The following is a 15,987-nucleotide window of genomic DNA, read 5'->3' as shown; positions in this document are numbered from 1 at the left end:
AGAGTTGTCAATGGCCATGTTCCGCTGTGGGACCAAGTGAGTGGCGCCGAGTGTAACGACTAGTCGTTGAACTAGAGTTGAGGTTGCTGGTTTGAAGAGTATTCGGGCGAGCGAATAGGACGAGTGAGTAGGTGGAGCTGCATCCTGGGCGAACGTTGATCCTGGAGGTGAGTCCGCTTCGTCATCGAAGGTCAACAGCCGTGGTGCTGCTCGAGCCGCTTTAACTGATGCTGATCGCGTCTGTGCCAGTAGCACCGATGTCCTTCTCCGGGCCAGGCAGGTGGGTGGGCTTGGTGGTTGACTTGAGTCATGGCTATCAAGCTTGTGAATGAATTAACCATTCCCTGTGGCTGCATTTGCCCCGATCTCGGGCTACTCGTCGATACTGCGGCTGCCCCTTGGGAGTTCATGGAAGACGGTGTAGCTTGGATCGGGTTGGGATGTGCGTGTCGGAGCTACGTATGCGCCCGAGTACCATGTTGGCTTGCTAGGCAAAGGAGTGGTATACGATGCGTGAGTTACCAGATGTTAGCGAGTTTCGTGCAGTCACCATCTTATTGCCGGTCATTAACGAGACTGAGGCGCTCCGTTCGACGGTGGAGATCATCGAGGCTGAGGCTGGGATGGATGTGTGTGAGTACCTTGTGTTGACCTCTCCACGTACAAGTCAAGAGAGTCAGTCGGTTATCCAATCGTTGCAATCGGCTTTCGGCGACCGTCTTCGAGTACATCTGCAATCGTTGCCATTTCTGGGAGGGGCGATTCGTGAAGGGTTCATGGAATCACGAGGTTCTCACGTTGTGATGATGGCAAGCGATCTGGAGACTGATCCCCACGATGTTGCTGTGATGATCGAGCGTGCAAAGCGGTCTCCACGAGCCATCATTACTGCCTCGCGATGGCGGGAGGGAGGATCGTTCGCAGGCTATTCACCGTTAAAGCTAGGTCTCAACAAGGTCTTCCAACTCGGCTTTGCCCTGCTATACCAGAGTGCACTTACTGACATGACCTATGGATACCGCCTGTTCCCGACGGCCCTGGTGCAGACGATTCGTTGGGAGGAGTTAAGACACCCTTTCCTGCTCGAGACTCTTCTCAAGCCACTGCGCCTTGGTGTTGCGATCGAAGAGATCCCGTCACGGTGGAGCGCTAGAACAGAAGGCGAGTCATCGAACACATTTCTTCAAAATTTTGTCTACTTCCGTATCGGCCTGAAAACACGGTTGCAGCCACGAGCTAGCCTGCTGGCGGCAGCACCCTAGCTGCTACACTGCACCAGGTCATGATGAAGACCATAGTTACGACCACGATCAATCCGCCGACCGAGGCGATTCGCCGTTACGACGAGATGGAGGACTGGAACCTCATAGTCATCGGCGACCGCAAAACACCTTCTGACTATCGCCTGGAGCGCGGGCGCTATCTCTCTCCAGCCGACCAGGAACGCTATGACAGTGCATTGTCTGACGCTATTGGATGGAACTGTATCCAACGACGTAATTTTGGCATCTTGCTGGCCTACGAGATGGGTGCCGACGTAATCGCACTGATCGACGATGATAATATTCCTCAAGCAAACTGGGGAAAGCAGATCTTGGTGGGTTCTGAGGCTGAGGTTCACTATTACGAGACATCTTTGGACGCCTTCGATCCGGTGGGGGCCACGAATCACCCGAGTTTGTGGCATCGTGGCTATCCATTGGAACTTCTGTCACAACGCCGCTATGACCAGATGGTCTCGCGAAAGGTGATGGTTGACATCGACGCAGGATTTTGGAATGGTGATCCTGACATCGACGCGATCTGTCGGCTAGAGCATGCTCCGGAGTGTGACTTTGACAAAGCTTTGTTTCCTCTCGCCGGTTCTGCGACAGCGCCGTTCAACTCGCAAAATACCATGCTTTCGAGACGTGTGGTTCCATACTATTTTCTCTATCCGCATATAGGCAGAATGGATGATATCTGGGCTGCCTACTATGTCCAGGCTCATGGATTTCAAGCTGTGTTTAGCGAGCCTTCGGTGTATCAAGATCGTAACGAACATGATCTCATTCGCGATCTCAAGGCCGAAATTGTTGGCTATACGAACAACCTTTCCTTAATTCGTGACCTACAGACTGATCCTGAGTCGATCGTTGGCTACCTACCTGGACCTGCAGTGAGGGCCTGGGATCTCTATCGAAGGCACTTCACGAATGCGTAGGGTTCTCATAACAGGTGGGGCCGGCTTCGTAGGCCGTCATTTTGTGCGCCACTTTCTTCAAGCTGGTGACGAGGTTCATGTTGTTGACCCGATTGCGCCGGCTACTGGAGGTGTCGATCCCGCTTTAGGTTGGCCGCTGTTTGACCCACGGGAGTATTCGGGCTTTCATTTTTACAAGGAAGACTGTCGTCAGTTCTTTCGCCGCAGCACACACGAGTCCTTCGACCTCGTCCTGCATCTAGCTGCTATGGTGGGTGGACGTCTGATGATCGAACATAATCCTTTGGCTATCGCAGATGATCTTTCGATCGATGCTGAGTATTGGCAATGGGCGGCGGCGGCACGACCTACCAAGACGATCTGTTTTTCTTCAAGCGCCGCATATCCGGTGAGCCTCCAACGACAAGAGGGTTATGTGCTCTTATCGGAAGAGATGATTAATTTTGGAGATGACATCGGAATGCCCGATATGTCTTATGGGTGGGCGAAGCTGACCTGTGAGTACCTAGCACGTCTTGCGCACGAGAGACACGGACTTGCCTCGGTCTGTTACCGTCCATTCTCGGGCTATGGTGCTGACCAGGATGACACCTATCCATTCCCCTCGATCTGCAAGCGCGCGCTGGCGGGATCGGCAAATGAGCCGTTGGTAGTTTGGGGTAGCGGACGACAGATGCGTGATTTTATTCATATTGATGATTGCGTACATGGGGTGGTCCATACGATGGATGCCATCGATGATGGAGGCGCGATCAACCTGTCGACAGGTCGGTTGACGAGTTTTCTGGACTTTGCTCGAGTCGCGGTCGGAGCTTGCGGTTACGACACTGAGGTGCAAGGTCGCGACGATCGCCCTGTTGGAGTCTTTGCTCGAGGAGGTGACACTACTCTGCAGGAACAGCTCGGGTTTCGAGCAACTATCAGCCTCGAGGAGGGAATCGCTTCGGCGATCGCATACTACCGCGATCGGGTTGGCGATCGATAGAGCTTGCTCACGCTAGGGAATGAGTTCGGTCCGCCGACGTCGTGTTCTTCTGCTGCAGAGGGATGCCGCTCGTCGGTCAGGTTTTGAGTTCTTTGCTGAGTTTACCTATGCGTCTTGTGTCTATCGCAGATCTTGGGTAGGCTCGTTCCAGATTGGAGTTTGAATGAGTATGCCAGAGCCTGTCGATAAGTCGTGGGATGAACCCGGTTGCTTCGAGGTGGCACCAAACGTATATCGCATTCCGCTGCCTCTTCCACATGATGGCTTGAGAGCGGTCAATGTCTACGCGATCGTAGATGGTGACCGATTGGTGATGATAGATTCCGGCCAACAGCTCTCGGTCGCGCGTTCAACATTTGAGGAGGCACTGAAGACACTCGGTGCTTCGCTCGGCGATATTAGCCAATTTTTAATTACGCATATACATCGTGATCATTACACCCAAGCGGTTGCGGTTAGGCGCGAGTTTGCTACAGCTATCGCCCTTGGAGTAGGGGAGCAGGAGTCGATCGGTCGCGCCGCTCATCCGCGGGAGAGTCCTCTCCGCGATCAATTGGATGAGCTTGAGCGCTGCGGAGCTGGTGAGATCGTGGCATCGATGGGTCCATCGCCTGCTGAAGAGGATATTGCCGGCTCGCTCTATGAGGAGCCTGACCGATGGCTCGTGGAGGAGACTATAGAGTTGACCACCCGGAGCCTTCGAGTCATCTCAACGCCGGGTCACACGCGAGGGCACATCGTCTTTTTTGATGAGTTGAACCGGATGTTGTTCGCAGGAGACCATGTTCTTCCTCACATCACCCCGTCGATTGGATTTGAGCCAACGGTGTATCCTGATCCGCTTGGAAGTTACCTTGGCTCCTTGCGACGGGTGCGTCTGCTCCCGGATTCACAACTACTCCCGGCACACGGAACGCCTACTGCAGGTTTTCATGGGCGAGTGGACGAACTGCTTGCTCATCACGACACGCGGCTCGGAGCTACTGAGACCGCTGTGATCGAAGGAGCGTCCACTCCGTTCGAGGTCGCTGAGGTACTGCGTTGGACGCGACGGCAACGACGCCTCGCTGAGTTGGATGTCTTTAACCAGATGTTAGCTGTAATGGAGACGAAATTTCATTTGGAGCTGCTGGCGGCGCAGGGCCGGGTTGAACAGTCGCTACGCGAGGGTCTGTATCACTTCGAGGCGCTACAGTAGGGTCCAGTGCCGACTTAGACCCGGGTGGCGGTTTACTCAGATGGTGAAGGCCAGATTCTTGACGACTTGTTGCGCAAGTCGCTGGTCACCTTCGATATTGATCTCCTCGGCCACGGCAGTTGGTTCCACCCTCCCGCAGGCGAGTGCCATGAAGAGGTTTGAATCTAGTCGCAGGGCGCACGTTGGCTGCGCGAGCGACTCGACGAGTTGAGCGCGTTCGTTTACCGCGACGTTCCAGGTGCGCTGAACCCCACCGACGATGCAGAGTTGGACGCTTGTGCCTTGCGGGAGGCGTGCCTGTTTGCCGATGATGTAACCAAGCGCGCGTTCGACCTCATCCATGCTGGACTCCGCAATCACACCAGAGGTATGACCAGGTAGGTTTAGTGACCGGCGTAGATCCTGTTCGTGGACGTAACAATCGAAGACACGTATTTGCAAGAAGCGTCGAAACGGAGCCTGACCAATCGGCGTCCAGCCCAAGGCATCGAGTTCTGAGTCGGTGATACTAGTTAGAGCCTGCTTGCGCAGTGAGATCGTCTCGTTGAAATGTGCGATCAGTTCGCTTGGAGATAGCCTGCGAAGCGACTGAATCCATTGATCATTGAGTCTGGCTACTTCGTTCGCATACTGTCGATCAGCTGGTAGATCCAGCGCTGAGGGTGATTCACCCGACAGGAAACGCTCAGTACCGATGATGTGTGCGAGAATGTCAAAGTTGGTCCAATCAGGCAGCTGTGACGGCTGCAACCACTGGTCTTCGTGTATTTGGTGCACGAGTTCACTAAGAGCATCCCACTCTACGAAAAGGGTAGATACGACCTCATCCATGTAAACGTTAGCTCCTTGTCTGTGTTGGAGATTGATCGACCTCACCGTTCGCATGCTCTTGGTCGAAGGTTACCTCTCGTCCACGATTAATGCTTTTCCAATCGCGTCCGTGAAGATAGGGTTGCAAGGCTTGCGCGATCGAATCGAGCTGCTTGGGCCCCTTTGGTTGTTGGAGCTCAAAGAAGTTTGAATACCTTGAGGCCAGCAGAACCATATTCCAAAGTTCGAGTGCCATCTCACCTGATGGCGGGTCGATAAGAACTGGACCAAAAAGTGTATGGCCGTTCTCGAAGATCAGCGTTGGCACCCCAAAGCCGCCTGATGATATCACCCTGGCATGGTCTTGGCGGATCTCGTCGTCGAGCGTCGGGTCTTGCATCGATTGCTCAACGAGCCCAGGGTCGAGGTTCATTTCGGTGAGAAGTTCTCGAGCAACCGATGGATCGTGCGGCTTGAGGCCGGCCTCGTGGAGTGCGAACCCGGCTAGCGAGTACCAGCTATCGACGAGTTTTGGATCTTGGCGCCGGAGTAGTGCCGCGATCCGCAACATCGACCAGCCATAGGACCAGGAGCGCTCCCAAGGATGACGCTTGCCCCCTTCGAGATTCACCTCCTCAAGGCTGAAGAATTTCCAGTTGATAGTCAGAGGGAGCTGTTCTCGAACGTTTCGGATCCACTTCGATGTCATGTAAGCAAATGGACAAAGAATATCGAAGTGATAGTCCACCGTAACAGGTTCATTGAGGTCAAGCACATGATCTAGGTTAGTCAGCACGATTATTACAAAGGCGTTCGGGTCATGAATTTTGGCCAAGCTATGTTCGGTAGTGGGATAAAATACCCGGGCTTGTGCTACTGTAACCTCGAGAGGAGGTTGCGTTGCAAGAGGTAGTGGACGTAACAATTGCTGGAGTTAAGCATCAGGTTCAGCCGAACGAGTTATTGATTGATGTACTCAATCGAGTCAATGCCAACATCCCTCAGGTGTGCTATCACCCTATGCTCGGTACGATTGGCACCTGTGATCTGTGTCTTGTCAAGGTTGACGGAGCAACCCGCCGGGCCTGCGAGTTCACCGTTGCCGGAGGTGAAGAGGTAACCCTGACAGCGGTAGCGTCAGAGCGCGAAGGATCCGCGCAGCGCTTGTTGGTTAATCATGACCTGTACTGCACGATCTGCGATAACAACAACTCCGACTGCGTGCTACACAATACGGTGCGCGATATGGGAATCAATGATCAGCCGGTGCCATATCGGCCCAAACCTTACGACATCGACGATAGCCATCCGTTCTATCGTTACGACCCCTCTCAGTGCATTCTTTGTGGGCGATGTGTCCAGGCATGCCAGGAGTTGCAGGTCAATGAGACGCTCTCGATTGATTGGTCATTGCCGATTCCAAGGGTGGTGTTTGACGGCGGTGTTCCTGCAGGAGAGTCAAGCTGTGTAAGTTGTGGGCACTGTGTTACGGTGTGTCCCTGCAACGCTCTGATGGAGAAGTCGATGATTGGCAAGGCTGGGCTCGCTACCAACATCAAGCCCAAGGTGCGTGAGCCAATGATCAGCCTGACCAAGGCGCTTGAGCCTGCTATTGGTCTCAAACCAATCTTCGCCCTCTCGGAGATGGAGGAGCGACTGCGGCGTCAATTGGTCAAAAAGACTAAGACCGTCTGTACCTACTGCGGAGTGGGTTGTTCCTTTGACATATGGACCAAGGGGCGTTCGATTCTCAAAGTGAATCCAGAGCATGGCCCGATGAACGGTATCTCTACTTGCGTAAAAGGGAAATTCGCCTGGGATTACGTCAACAGCACAGATCGCCTTGCACATCCTTTGATTCGCGAGGGTGAACACTTCAGGCAGGCTACCTGGGAGGAGGCATTTCGTTTCATTGCCGATTCATTGCAGGCGATCATAGATCGCGATGGTCCGGATGCAGTAGGCGTCATCGCATCATCGAAGTGCACCAATGAGGAGGCCTTTCTTGCCCAGAAGCTGGCTCGGGCTGTTATCGGGACTCATAACGTTGACAACTGTTCACGCTACTGTCAGTCACCGGCGACGATGGGTCTCTGGAGAACGGTGGGGTACGGGGGTGATTCAGGCTCGGTCAAGGATATAGAGGCGAGTGACCTTGTGCTTATTGTCGGGTCAAACACCGCTGAGAGTCACCCGGTTATTGCCACTCGGGTCAAGCGGGCACATAAGTCACGAGGCCAGAAGCTGATTGTCGCGGATTTGCGCAAGCATGAGATGGCCCAGAGAGCGGATATATGGTTCGCACCCCGTCCTGGAACTGACCTTGTATGGCTTTCGGCTGCGAGCAAATATCTCTTCGATCATGACTATCAAGATGCTGCATTTTTGGCTCAGCACGTCGAGAACGTTGAGGAGTTTCGCGCCTCCCTGGAGACATTCACACTCCCGTATGCCGCTGAGATAACCGGTGTGCCCGAGGCCAAATTGGTAGAGGTGTTCGAGGCATTGGCACACGCGCGGTCGTTCAGTGTTCTTTGGGCGATGGGGGTGACGCAACATACCGCTGGCTCTGATACTTCTACTGCTATAGCGAATCTCTTGCTAGTTTCAGGTAACTTTGGAAAGCCTGGTTGTGGGGCCTATCCGTTGCGAGGGCACAACAATGTGCAGGGTGCTAGCGACTTTGGTGCAATGCCGACGTACTTCCCAGGGTACGAAAAGGTTGGAGATCCAGAGGTTGTCGCAAAATACGAGGCGGCTTGGGGCGTGACTATCCCTACGACTCAGGGACTTGATAACCATCAGATGGTGGATGCGATCCATGCCGGATCGTTGAAGGCACTCCTTTTGACTGGTGAGGAGATGGGTCTTGTTGATGCAAACTCAACCGTGGTTCAGGATGCATTTCGAAAGTTGGAGTTCTTTGTGGTACAAGATATTTTCTTCTCCAACACTGCCAGATTCGCAGATGTAGTGTTGCCGGCGTCTCCTTCTTTAGAGAAGGAGGGCACCTTTACAAGCACTGAGAGGCGGATTCAGCGACTGTACCGCGTGTTCGATCCGCTAGCGGAGTCTCGCCCGGATTGGATGATCACCCAAGGTATAGCCAGAGCCATGGGAGCGTCGTGGAACTACAGCCACCCGAGTGAGATTATGGCGGAGGCGGCGGGCCTGACTGAGATCTTTGCGGGTGTGAGTTATGAGCGGCTGGAAGGCTATCGTTCACTACAGTGGCCGGTAGCCGAGGATGGATCTGATTCGCCAGTCCTTTATCTGGATCGATTCCACTTCCCCTCCGGCAAGGCCAGGTTCCATCCAGTGAGCTTTCATTCACCTACCGATGAGCTCGATGAGGAGTACGATATTCATGTCAACAACGGACGGCTCCTGGAGCATTTCCATGAGGGCAATATGACATATCGGGTGGCTGGCATAGCACATATGACCCCTGAGCCGTTTGTAGAGGTGTCACCAGAGCTAGCCAAGGAGCGCGGAGTAGTGGACGGTTCGCTAGTTCGGCTGACCTCTCGCCGGGGTTCGGTCAAAGTCCGTGCTGTAATCACCGATAGGGTTCACGGTAAGCAGGTTTACCTTCCGATGAATGCACAGCAAAATGAGATGGCGGTCAACTTCTTAACATCATCTGAGGTTGATTCTGCCACCCACACGCCGGCCTATAAGGAGCTAGCGGCCAAACTCGAGGTACTGGATGCAACACCTCGACGAGCGTTGCCAAGGCACAATTTTCGCTACGGACAGAGGACACCTCAGCGTGGCGTGAACATTGTGGCTAAGCGTTCGCGAAGTGATTATCGAGACCCAGTCGCAGCGGAGATCTCGACACGACCAACAAGTGTACCTACTCAAGTTGACGATGAGCGAAAGTGAGAATCTGATGGCAGAACCAATCGATTACATACAACCTGGCACTACAACTGGGCTAGATGATCCTCGAACTGAGCCAAAGAAGTTAGAGGAGTTGTTGGTCGCGGCTCGTTACGGAGGAGCTGATGCGTTGGCAGTCATACTCGAGAAGATCGACTCCAATGCTGGCAGAGCTGCGATAACCCGTCTCGCCAAGCTAACGATGCTCGGAGGTTCGTATACGCCACTTTTGGTGGAGAGGCTAGCTAGCGGGATTCAGGCGACATCGGCGAGTGTCGCCTACTCGAAGGTGCCGACCTGGCGCGAACTTGCACGACAGCTTAGGCTTCCGTCGACGCGGCGCGGTATTGCCGCCACACTCGCACTAATGCGAGCACTCGGCGGCGAAGAGTTCTAAGAGCTGTAACCACTCGGTAACATTTCGACTCTAATCTTTTAAGAAAGGTTGGTCTTGGTTCCGTTGCCGCTGTTGCACTATATTGGTTGATGGTGTCAGTTGACTTGGCGATCCCAAGACTATCGACATAGCAAGAGCATGTCGCCTCAGCACATAGGCGGCTATGCCCGAGGACAACCCAGAAAGGGGGTGGTCTGTCGTGACCGATGGTATGGAGATGTTTCCGTTGATACAGCGGCTCGATGAGGAGGGCAAGCTCGTTGGTGAGCTGGGAGTCCTATCGGTGGCTGATATAAAAGAAACCTATGAGACCATGCGCTTTTTACGAAGGTTCGATGAGCGCGCTTGGAATCTCCAGCGCCAAGGCGTGATCGGGACTTATGCGCCATTCAAGGGGCAAGAGGCTGCCCAGATGGGGGCCGTGGCTGCGCTGAACCAGCACGACTGGCTCGTTCCCACCTATCGAGACTGGGCGGCGAGCTATCTGCGTGGAGTCCCGTTGGAGCACGGCCTGTTCTTCTCTAAGGGTCATCCGAGTCTTGGAGACATCCCGGTTGGCGAGCAAGTCTTGCCGGCGCAGGTGGTAATAGCTGCGCAGACTCTCCATGGTGTTGGGGTTGCGTGGGCTACCAAGCTGCGTCACGAAGCGGCGGCAACAGTAGTCACCTTCGGTGACGGAGCGACGTCGCAGGGAGATTTTCATGAGGCTATGAACTTCGCTTCGGTTCTAGAGGTGCCGCTAATTTTCTTTTGTGAGAACAACCAATGGGCGATATCTGTACCACTCTCACGGCAGATGCATGCTGAGACGATCGCACAGCGCTCGGTCGCCTATGGGATTGAGGGATACCGAGTTGACGGCAACGACTATATCGCGGTCGCCAACCTAATGCACGAGTTAACTGGGCGCGTTCGCGCTGGTGAGGGGCCGTTCTTGGTTGAGGCAGTGACCTATAGACTGGGTGCGCACACGACCGCGGATGATCCTGGAAAGTACCGAGCCTCCGAAGAGGAGGATCTTTGGATCCGTCGCGATCCTTTGCTCCGGCTTGAGGCCTGGCTACGCGACCAGGGTGAGCTGAGTGATGACGATGTCGTTGCCATTGATGTGGAGTCGGAACGTAAGGTCGAGGAGATATTAGCCACGTTTCATGAGGCTCTTGATATCTCCCCTCTCGTTCTTTTTGACAATGTCTATGCAGAGGTCCCTGCGGGCCTAGCTTCCCAGCGTGCCCAGTTTGAGGCCCGAGTCAAAGAGATGGGGGCCTGAGATGGCGAAGTTGACGATTGCACAGGCACTTAATCAGGCTCTAGATTCTGCTTTGGCCGAGGATCCTGCCGTCATCATACTTGGCGAGGATGTCGGCAAGGATGGAGGCGTCTTTAGGATCACCGATGGACTTTTCGAGAAGTTCGGTGGTGAGCGAGTGATCGACACCCCGCTCGCCGAGTCGGGAATCGTCGGCACTTCGGTAGGGTTAGCGATGGCTGGGATGAAGCCGGTTGCCGAGATTCAATTTTTTGGCTTTATCTACGAGACGATGGACCAGATCGCCTCGCAGGCGGCGAGGGTTCGTTTCCGTTCCCTCGGCCGCTATGGCGCCCCTATGGTTATTCGAGCACCTTTTGGCGGAGGAGTGAAGGCTCCGGAGATCCACTCGGACTCGCTTGAGGCGCTTTTCACGCATACTCCGGGTATTAAAGTTGTCACTCCCTCGAACCCCTACGATGCCAAGGGGCTCCTGCTGAGCGCTATCGACGACCCAGATCCGGTCTTGTTCCTTGAGCCAATGCGGCTGTATCGTGCTTTTCGAGATGAGGTACCCGAGGAGGCTTATCGCATTCCACTTGGGAAGGCGAATGTCGTTCGCGAGGGTACCGATGTGACCTTGATCGGTTGGGGACCATCGATGGCCCTCATCCTCGCTGCCGCTGACGAGCTGGTGGCCCAGTATGACGTCTCTCCAGAGGTGATTGATCTAAGGACCCTGACCCCACTCGACGAGGCGACACTGGTTGCCTCAGTGCAAAAGACACAGCGAGCTGTAGTAGTCCATGAGGCCGTTAGAACCTCAGGCTTTGGGGGAGAGCTTGCGGCTGTGATCCAGGAGAAGGCCTTCCTTTACTTGGAGGCACCTGTGCTCCGAGTCACCGGGTACGACACACCGTATCCGATGACTATGTTTGAGGATCTTTGGTTGCCAGATACCTCGCAAGTGATTACAGCTGCTTTGGCATCAGTGCGATTTTAAGGAGTAATTGACTGTGGAGTGGAAGTTTCCCGATGTAGGCGAGGGTCTACACGAGGCTCAGATCGTGAAGTGGTACAGTCAAGAGGGCGATGAAGTCAAGCGCGATGAGCCCTTGCTGGATGTTGAGACCGATAAGGCCGTCGTGACAATCGGGGCCCCAGTCTCGGGTTCGATTGACAAGGTTCTGTTCCATGAGGGAGATACCGTCAAGGTTGGCGAGGTCGTTGTCGCCTTCTCGACCGATCAGGCTGGGCCAAGACCAGAGCGTGAGGTGACTCCTACTGCAGCTGCACCCACCCAGAAGGCGGCCACTGTTGCACCCAATAGGCCGATCGCAGTTGCTGAGAGTTCGCGAGAGCGTGCGCTCGCGACCCCAGCTGTGCGTCGGTTGGCACGTGAGCTCGGGCTCGATATCAATTTCGTTGAAGGAACTGGTCCCGATGGTCGCGTGCTCGCTGAGGATCTCAGGAGAGTGGCTAGCGGTGGAGGTCAGAGGGTCTCGGCACCCACCCAGGATGATTTTTCAGAACCCGGAGAGGGGTCATCGGTTAATCAGCAGGTCATAGCTAGCACGTCGGTTGAGGCTGCAAAGGAACAGCGGCGCCCATTGGTCGGAATCCGGAAGCGGATTGCCGAGAATATGGCTCGCTCATGGTCACATGCCGTGCAGGTTTCGGTCTTTGAGGAGGCGAACGTTGCTGCTTTGGTGGCTCTGCGCCGCGATATGAATGAGCGTCTTGAGCCCGAGCGAATTAGCTATCTTCCTCTGATAGCCAAGGCAGTAGCCGGAGTTTTGGAGCAGTTCCCCGATCTCAACGGCCGACTCGATGAGGAGGCTGGTGAGATCGTTACCTACACTGACGTGCATCTCGGATTTGCGGTTGACGACCCTCAGGGGTTGATGGTGCCGGTACTTCGATCTGTGGCCGAAAAGTCTTTGATACAGGTATCACGGGAGCTTGGGCATCTGATTGAAGGTGCGAGGGCGCACACGCTGACGTCTGGAGAGTTGACGGGTTCAACGTTTACAATCACTAACTACGGAACCATTGGTGGAGTCTATGCCACCCCGATCATCAACTACCCAGAGGTCGGCATCCTTGGTGTTGGGCCTATTCGCAAGCGTCCAGTCGTCCTCGATGATGGGACCGTAGGGGTTGGCGACCAGATGACGCTTTCGCTCACCTTCGATCATCGGATTATCGATGGTGGATACGCCTCCAGATTTTTGATGCGCATCATATCTCTACTGAGCGATCCGGTGCGGTTGATGATGGAGATGAAGTAGGTGGTAGTCGGCGAGTTTACCGAACAGGCGGATCTCCTCGTTATTGGCGGCGGTCCGGGTGGCTACAGCGCGGCTATTCGAGCCTCGCAGCTGGGTCGGTCGGTTACCTTAGTTGAACGAGAGAATATCGGTGGGGTCTGTCTCAATGTTGGTTGCATACCTTCCAAGGCACTTATAGAGTTGTCGAGTCGCTTTCACGAGCTTGATAGTCTCTCGAAGAAGGGGGTAGTTACTGAGGACGCCCACATCGACCCGATTGTTCTTTCGCAGACGGTCACAGGCAGTGTAGAACGTCTCACCTCCGGTGTGAGACAGTTACTCAAGGCCGCGGAGGTTGAGATTGTCGAGGGTGAGGCCAGTTTCGTGGGCCCCAACGAGGTTCGCATTCGCGCGAGTCACGAGACGAGCAGGATAAAGTTCAAGGACTGTATCTTGGCGACTGGATCTTCACCCCGTGAGCTCGATGGTTTCACCGTCGATCACCAGCGGGTCTTGGACTCGACCGACCTTCTTTTCACTCCAGTCATCCGTCGGGATCTGATCATCATTGGCGGTGGTTATATCGGCGTCGAGCTTGGTAGCGCACACGCACGACTTGGCACCAAGGTGACGATTCTTGAGATGGCTCCAGAGATTGTGATGGGTGTAGAACCAGAGATCCAGCGAACACTTCGAACCGTCCTGAGGGAGATGGGTGTTGAGGTGCGGACTGGTGTTGAGGTTCATGGCATGAAGACCGTAGGGGACTCCGTCGTGGTGGAGATCACGAACGGTGAACTTACAGAGGAGATTCGTGGAAACGCGGTCGCCGTGCTGGTTGGGCGGGTGCCAAACTTGGATGATGATCTGGGGCTGGCGATGGCTGGCATTACCATTGGTTCCGATTATCGTGTCGAGGTCGATGACCAGATGCGAACCTCAAATGCGCATGTCTTTGCCATTGGTGATATCGTGCCTGGCCCCATGCTCGCTCATAAGGCCTACTACGAGGCCAAAGTGGCTGCAGAGGTTGCCGCTGGACAACAAGCGGGCAACGACGCCACCGTAATACCCGCTGTAATCTTTGCTGAACCAGAGGTGGCCGTCGCTGGCCTGGGTGAGCAGGAGGCGCGCTCGCGTTATCCTGACAACGTCCTAGTCGCCAAGTTTCCCTATCGTGCCAACGGGCGAGCGATTGTTCTTGGTGCGTCGGTAGGCGAGGTGAAGCTCATAGCTCTGGCGGACAGCAGGCGGCTCCTTGGTGTGCATATCGTCGGGATAGACGCCTCGAATCTAATCAGCGAGGCCGTGCTCGCGATTGAACTCGGTGCAACCATCGATGATTTGGCGCTCACCATTCATCCCCATCCGACGCTCTCGGAGATGTATCCTGAGGCTGCTGAGGTTGCACAGGGTTTGCCAACTCACATCATCGTACAACAGCAACGCAATAAATAGTATGTAAAGTTGGTGTCGGCCTACCCGCGATGGTTGCATCGCTGGGGTCGCATGCTTGGGCTCGCATGGTTTGGGACCCTCGTATCGAGTGTTACTCGCTTCTGCTTGTAGGTCTGGGGCGGGCAGAGGTGCTTTGAGTCCGGCGCCCGAGCCGCGCTTCGGAAAATCGCGTTCAAGATAGGGTATTTGAGTGCAGGATGGTTTAGTCTTTCGAGCCATCCTCTTCATCTGGTGGAGAGTCAAGTCGATCGAGTTCCATAGTGATCTCCTCTCCTCGGCTTAACTTGAGCGAGACATAGGTTCCCACTCCAACCGGGATTGGTATCCAGAAATTGAACAGCCGATACGAAAGGACGCCGAGTATGGCTATGCCTCTAGTTGTTCCAAAGCCGGTGATCAATGGGATCATGATTCCCTCGACTACACCAAGTCCCCCTGGGGTAATAGGGATTGCCGCCGCGACGTTTGCGATCCCATAACTTACTAGTAGCGCGTCAGGGTTAACGACAGAACCAAACGCTAGCAGCATAATCCAGAGGCTCAGTGCATCGAAGAGCCAGTTGCATGCTGCCCAGGTAACGGCCTTTTTTAGAAGCACCCGATCTCCGACGAGAGCACGGATCCGTTCACCAGCTCGGATGATACCGGCGTGTAGCGGAGACTGGATGCGGTTAAGGAATGGGATTTTTCCGATGATCTTATCTACCAGATCCACCAGGCGTTGATTGCCACGTGTCAGTGTCAGCACTAGCGCTATCACGAGGGCCATAAGGACGATTCCAAGAGCAGCGACGATTAGGTAGAGGGTGTTGAAACCGAATAGCGGTAGCGAGATTATGAGTGCTAGCCAGAGGATGACGTTTAGCACGACGGCAGAGCCTATTCCCTGAGTGGCGAGTGCTACCCCCGCATCCGTACCACGAACACCGAGACCATTGAGAAGGCGTACCGTTAGCCCAGCGCCACTTGCGGTACCGCCAGGCAAAACATGCGATACCGCCAGTCCGGAAAGGTCAACCTTGGCCAATGACTTTAGCGACGGTTGTGGCTGTGGGAGAACGGCAGATGTTAACTTGGCGTAAGAGAAGAGCGATAGCGCCTCGGCCACAATCGCCAGGGGGATCAGCCAATAATTGGCTTGGCTGAGTAGATGGAGAGTTTTTCTTGCTCCAGCGATCTGGGGGATCACCAGGTATTCGACTACCAGAAGAATCGCAAACCCCCATATTCCCCGGATTGCGAAGTGGCGAACAAGCTTGCTGAGGCTGCGTCGGGTCCCTGTTATAACCTCTCGCGACTGATCAGAAGGGAGGCGGTGGGAGGTGTTGCGGCGACCGTCGCCGCTCTTGGACCGCCAAGTGCTCACATCTTCACCTTAGTTGAACAAAGCGATAAAGAGGTGGTTGTTGGCGTCAATAATCTCTACTAGAAGGGCTAAGGTGGGCCTTTACGTTCTGGAGTCGTGAGCGGTAGATGTGCTGCGCGTTTCGGTTGGAGGCTATTGACGTTACCACTTCAATGAGGATCGACTA

13 protein-coding genes are annotated in these 15,987 nt (G+C 54.6%); 10 read left to right on the top strand and 3 right to left on the bottom strand.

Translation table 11 applies throughout. The features are described 5' to 3' along the window. The first annotated feature begins 509 nt into the window (after positions 1 to 509). The 4 genes from FEAC_RS06590 to FEAC_RS06575 all read left to right on the top strand — a co-directional run bounded on the left by FEAC_RS06590 (position 510) and on the right by FEAC_RS06575 (position 4,386). Positions 510 to 1,262 (top strand): glycosyltransferase family 2 protein, encoded by a 753-nt coding sequence (locus FEAC_RS06590; protein WP_035390096.1) that lies wholly within the window; start codon positions 510 to 512, stop codon positions 1,260 to 1,262. A 23-nt stretch (positions 1,263 to 1,285) separates the two neighbouring features. Beyond that, positions 1,286 to 2,203, top strand: a complete 918-nt coding sequence (locus FEAC_RS06585) for a hypothetical protein (RefSeq protein ID WP_152623115.1) — start codon at positions 1,286 to 1,288, stop codon at positions 2,201 to 2,203. Then, entirely contained in the window at positions 2,196 to 3,188 is a 993-nt protein-coding gene (locus FEAC_RS06580) for an NAD-dependent epimerase/dehydratase family protein (protein ID WP_035390094.1), read from the top strand. The genes FEAC_RS06585 and FEAC_RS06580 overlap by 8 nt, the downstream gene beginning before the upstream one ends. 163 nt (positions 3,189 to 3,351) lie before the next feature. After that, on the top strand, positions 3,352 to 4,386 hold the full coding sequence (locus tag FEAC_RS06575; protein ID WP_035390092.1) for an MBL fold metallo-hydrolase: 1,035 nt from the start codon (positions 3,352 to 3,354) through the stop codon (positions 4,384 to 4,386). A 36-nt stretch (positions 4,387 to 4,422) separates the two neighbouring features. Here FEAC_RS06575 and FEAC_RS06570 read toward each other — a convergent pair whose 3' ends face one another. Beyond that, positions 4,423 to 5,217 carry a maleylpyruvate isomerase family mycothiol-dependent enzyme gene (locus FEAC_RS06570; protein ID WP_035390090.1) on the bottom strand — a complete coding sequence of 265 codons (795 nt, stop codon included), beginning with the start codon at positions 5,215 to 5,217 and terminating at the stop codon, positions 4,423 to 4,425. Between the two features lie 7 nt (positions 5,218 to 5,224). After that, positions 5,225 to 5,992 (bottom strand): mycothiol-dependent nitroreductase Rv2466c family protein, encoded by a 768-nt coding sequence (locus FEAC_RS06565; protein WP_201773863.1) that lies wholly within the window; start codon positions 5,990 to 5,992, stop codon positions 5,225 to 5,227. 104 nt (positions 5,993 to 6,096) lie between these two features. Between FEAC_RS06565 and fdhF the strand changes: the two genes are divergently transcribed. The 6 genes from fdhF (at position 6,097) to lpdA (ending at position 14,455) form a co-directional block, all read left to right on the top strand. Continuing rightward, positions 6,097 to 9,084, top strand: a complete 2,988-nt coding sequence (fdhF, locus tag FEAC_RS06560) for a formate dehydrogenase subunit alpha (protein WP_052565882.1) — start codon at positions 6,097 to 6,099, stop codon at positions 9,082 to 9,084. Between the two features lie 7 nt (positions 9,085 to 9,091). Further along, positions 9,092 to 9,478, top strand: coding sequence for a helical membrane plugin domain-containing protein (locus tag FEAC_RS06555; RefSeq protein WP_035390088.1), 387 nt, complete (start codon positions 9,092 to 9,094; stop codon positions 9,476 to 9,478). Positions 9,479 to 9,677: 199 nt separating this feature from the next. Then, positions 9,678 to 10,748 (top strand): thiamine pyrophosphate-dependent dehydrogenase E1 component subunit alpha, encoded by a 1,071-nt coding sequence (locus tag FEAC_RS06550; RefSeq protein WP_236684617.1) that lies wholly within the window; start codon positions 9,678 to 9,680, stop codon positions 10,746 to 10,748. A gap of 1 nt (position 10,749) precedes the next feature. Then, positions 10,750 to 11,730 (top strand): alpha-ketoacid dehydrogenase subunit beta, encoded by a 981-nt coding sequence (locus FEAC_RS06545; protein ID WP_035390087.1) that lies wholly within the window; start codon positions 10,750 to 10,752, stop codon positions 11,728 to 11,730. 13 nt (positions 11,731 to 11,743) lie between these two features. Continuing rightward, positions 11,744 to 13,018: a dihydrolipoamide acetyltransferase family protein gene (locus tag FEAC_RS06540; protein ID WP_052565880.1), complete on the top strand. Its 1,275-nt coding sequence runs from the start codon at positions 11,744 to 11,746 to the stop codon at positions 13,016 to 13,018. Beyond that, the gene (gene lpdA / locus FEAC_RS06535; protein WP_035390083.1) at positions 13,019 to 14,455 is read left to right on the top strand and encodes a dihydrolipoyl dehydrogenase; all 1,437 of its coding nucleotides are present in this window, start codon (positions 13,019 to 13,021) and stop codon (positions 14,453 to 14,455) included. Between the two features lie 202 nt (positions 14,456 to 14,657). Here lpdA and FEAC_RS06530 read toward each other — a convergent pair whose 3' ends face one another. Continuing rightward, the gene (locus tag FEAC_RS06530; protein WP_035390081.1) at positions 14,658 to 15,821 is read right to left on the bottom strand and encodes a lysylphosphatidylglycerol synthase transmembrane domain-containing protein; all 1,164 of its coding nucleotides are present in this window, start codon (positions 15,819 to 15,821) and stop codon (positions 14,658 to 14,660) included. Positions 15,822 to 15,987: the final 166 nt, after the last annotated feature.

This window comes from Ferrimicrobium acidiphilum DSM 19497 (assembly GCF_000949255.1).
Taxonomy (GTDB): domain Bacteria; phylum Actinomycetota; class Acidimicrobiia; order Acidimicrobiales; family Acidimicrobiaceae; genus Ferrimicrobium; species Ferrimicrobium acidiphilum.
Note: the sequence above shows the minus strand (reverse complement) of the source record. Positions and strands in the feature narration are given on the sequence as shown.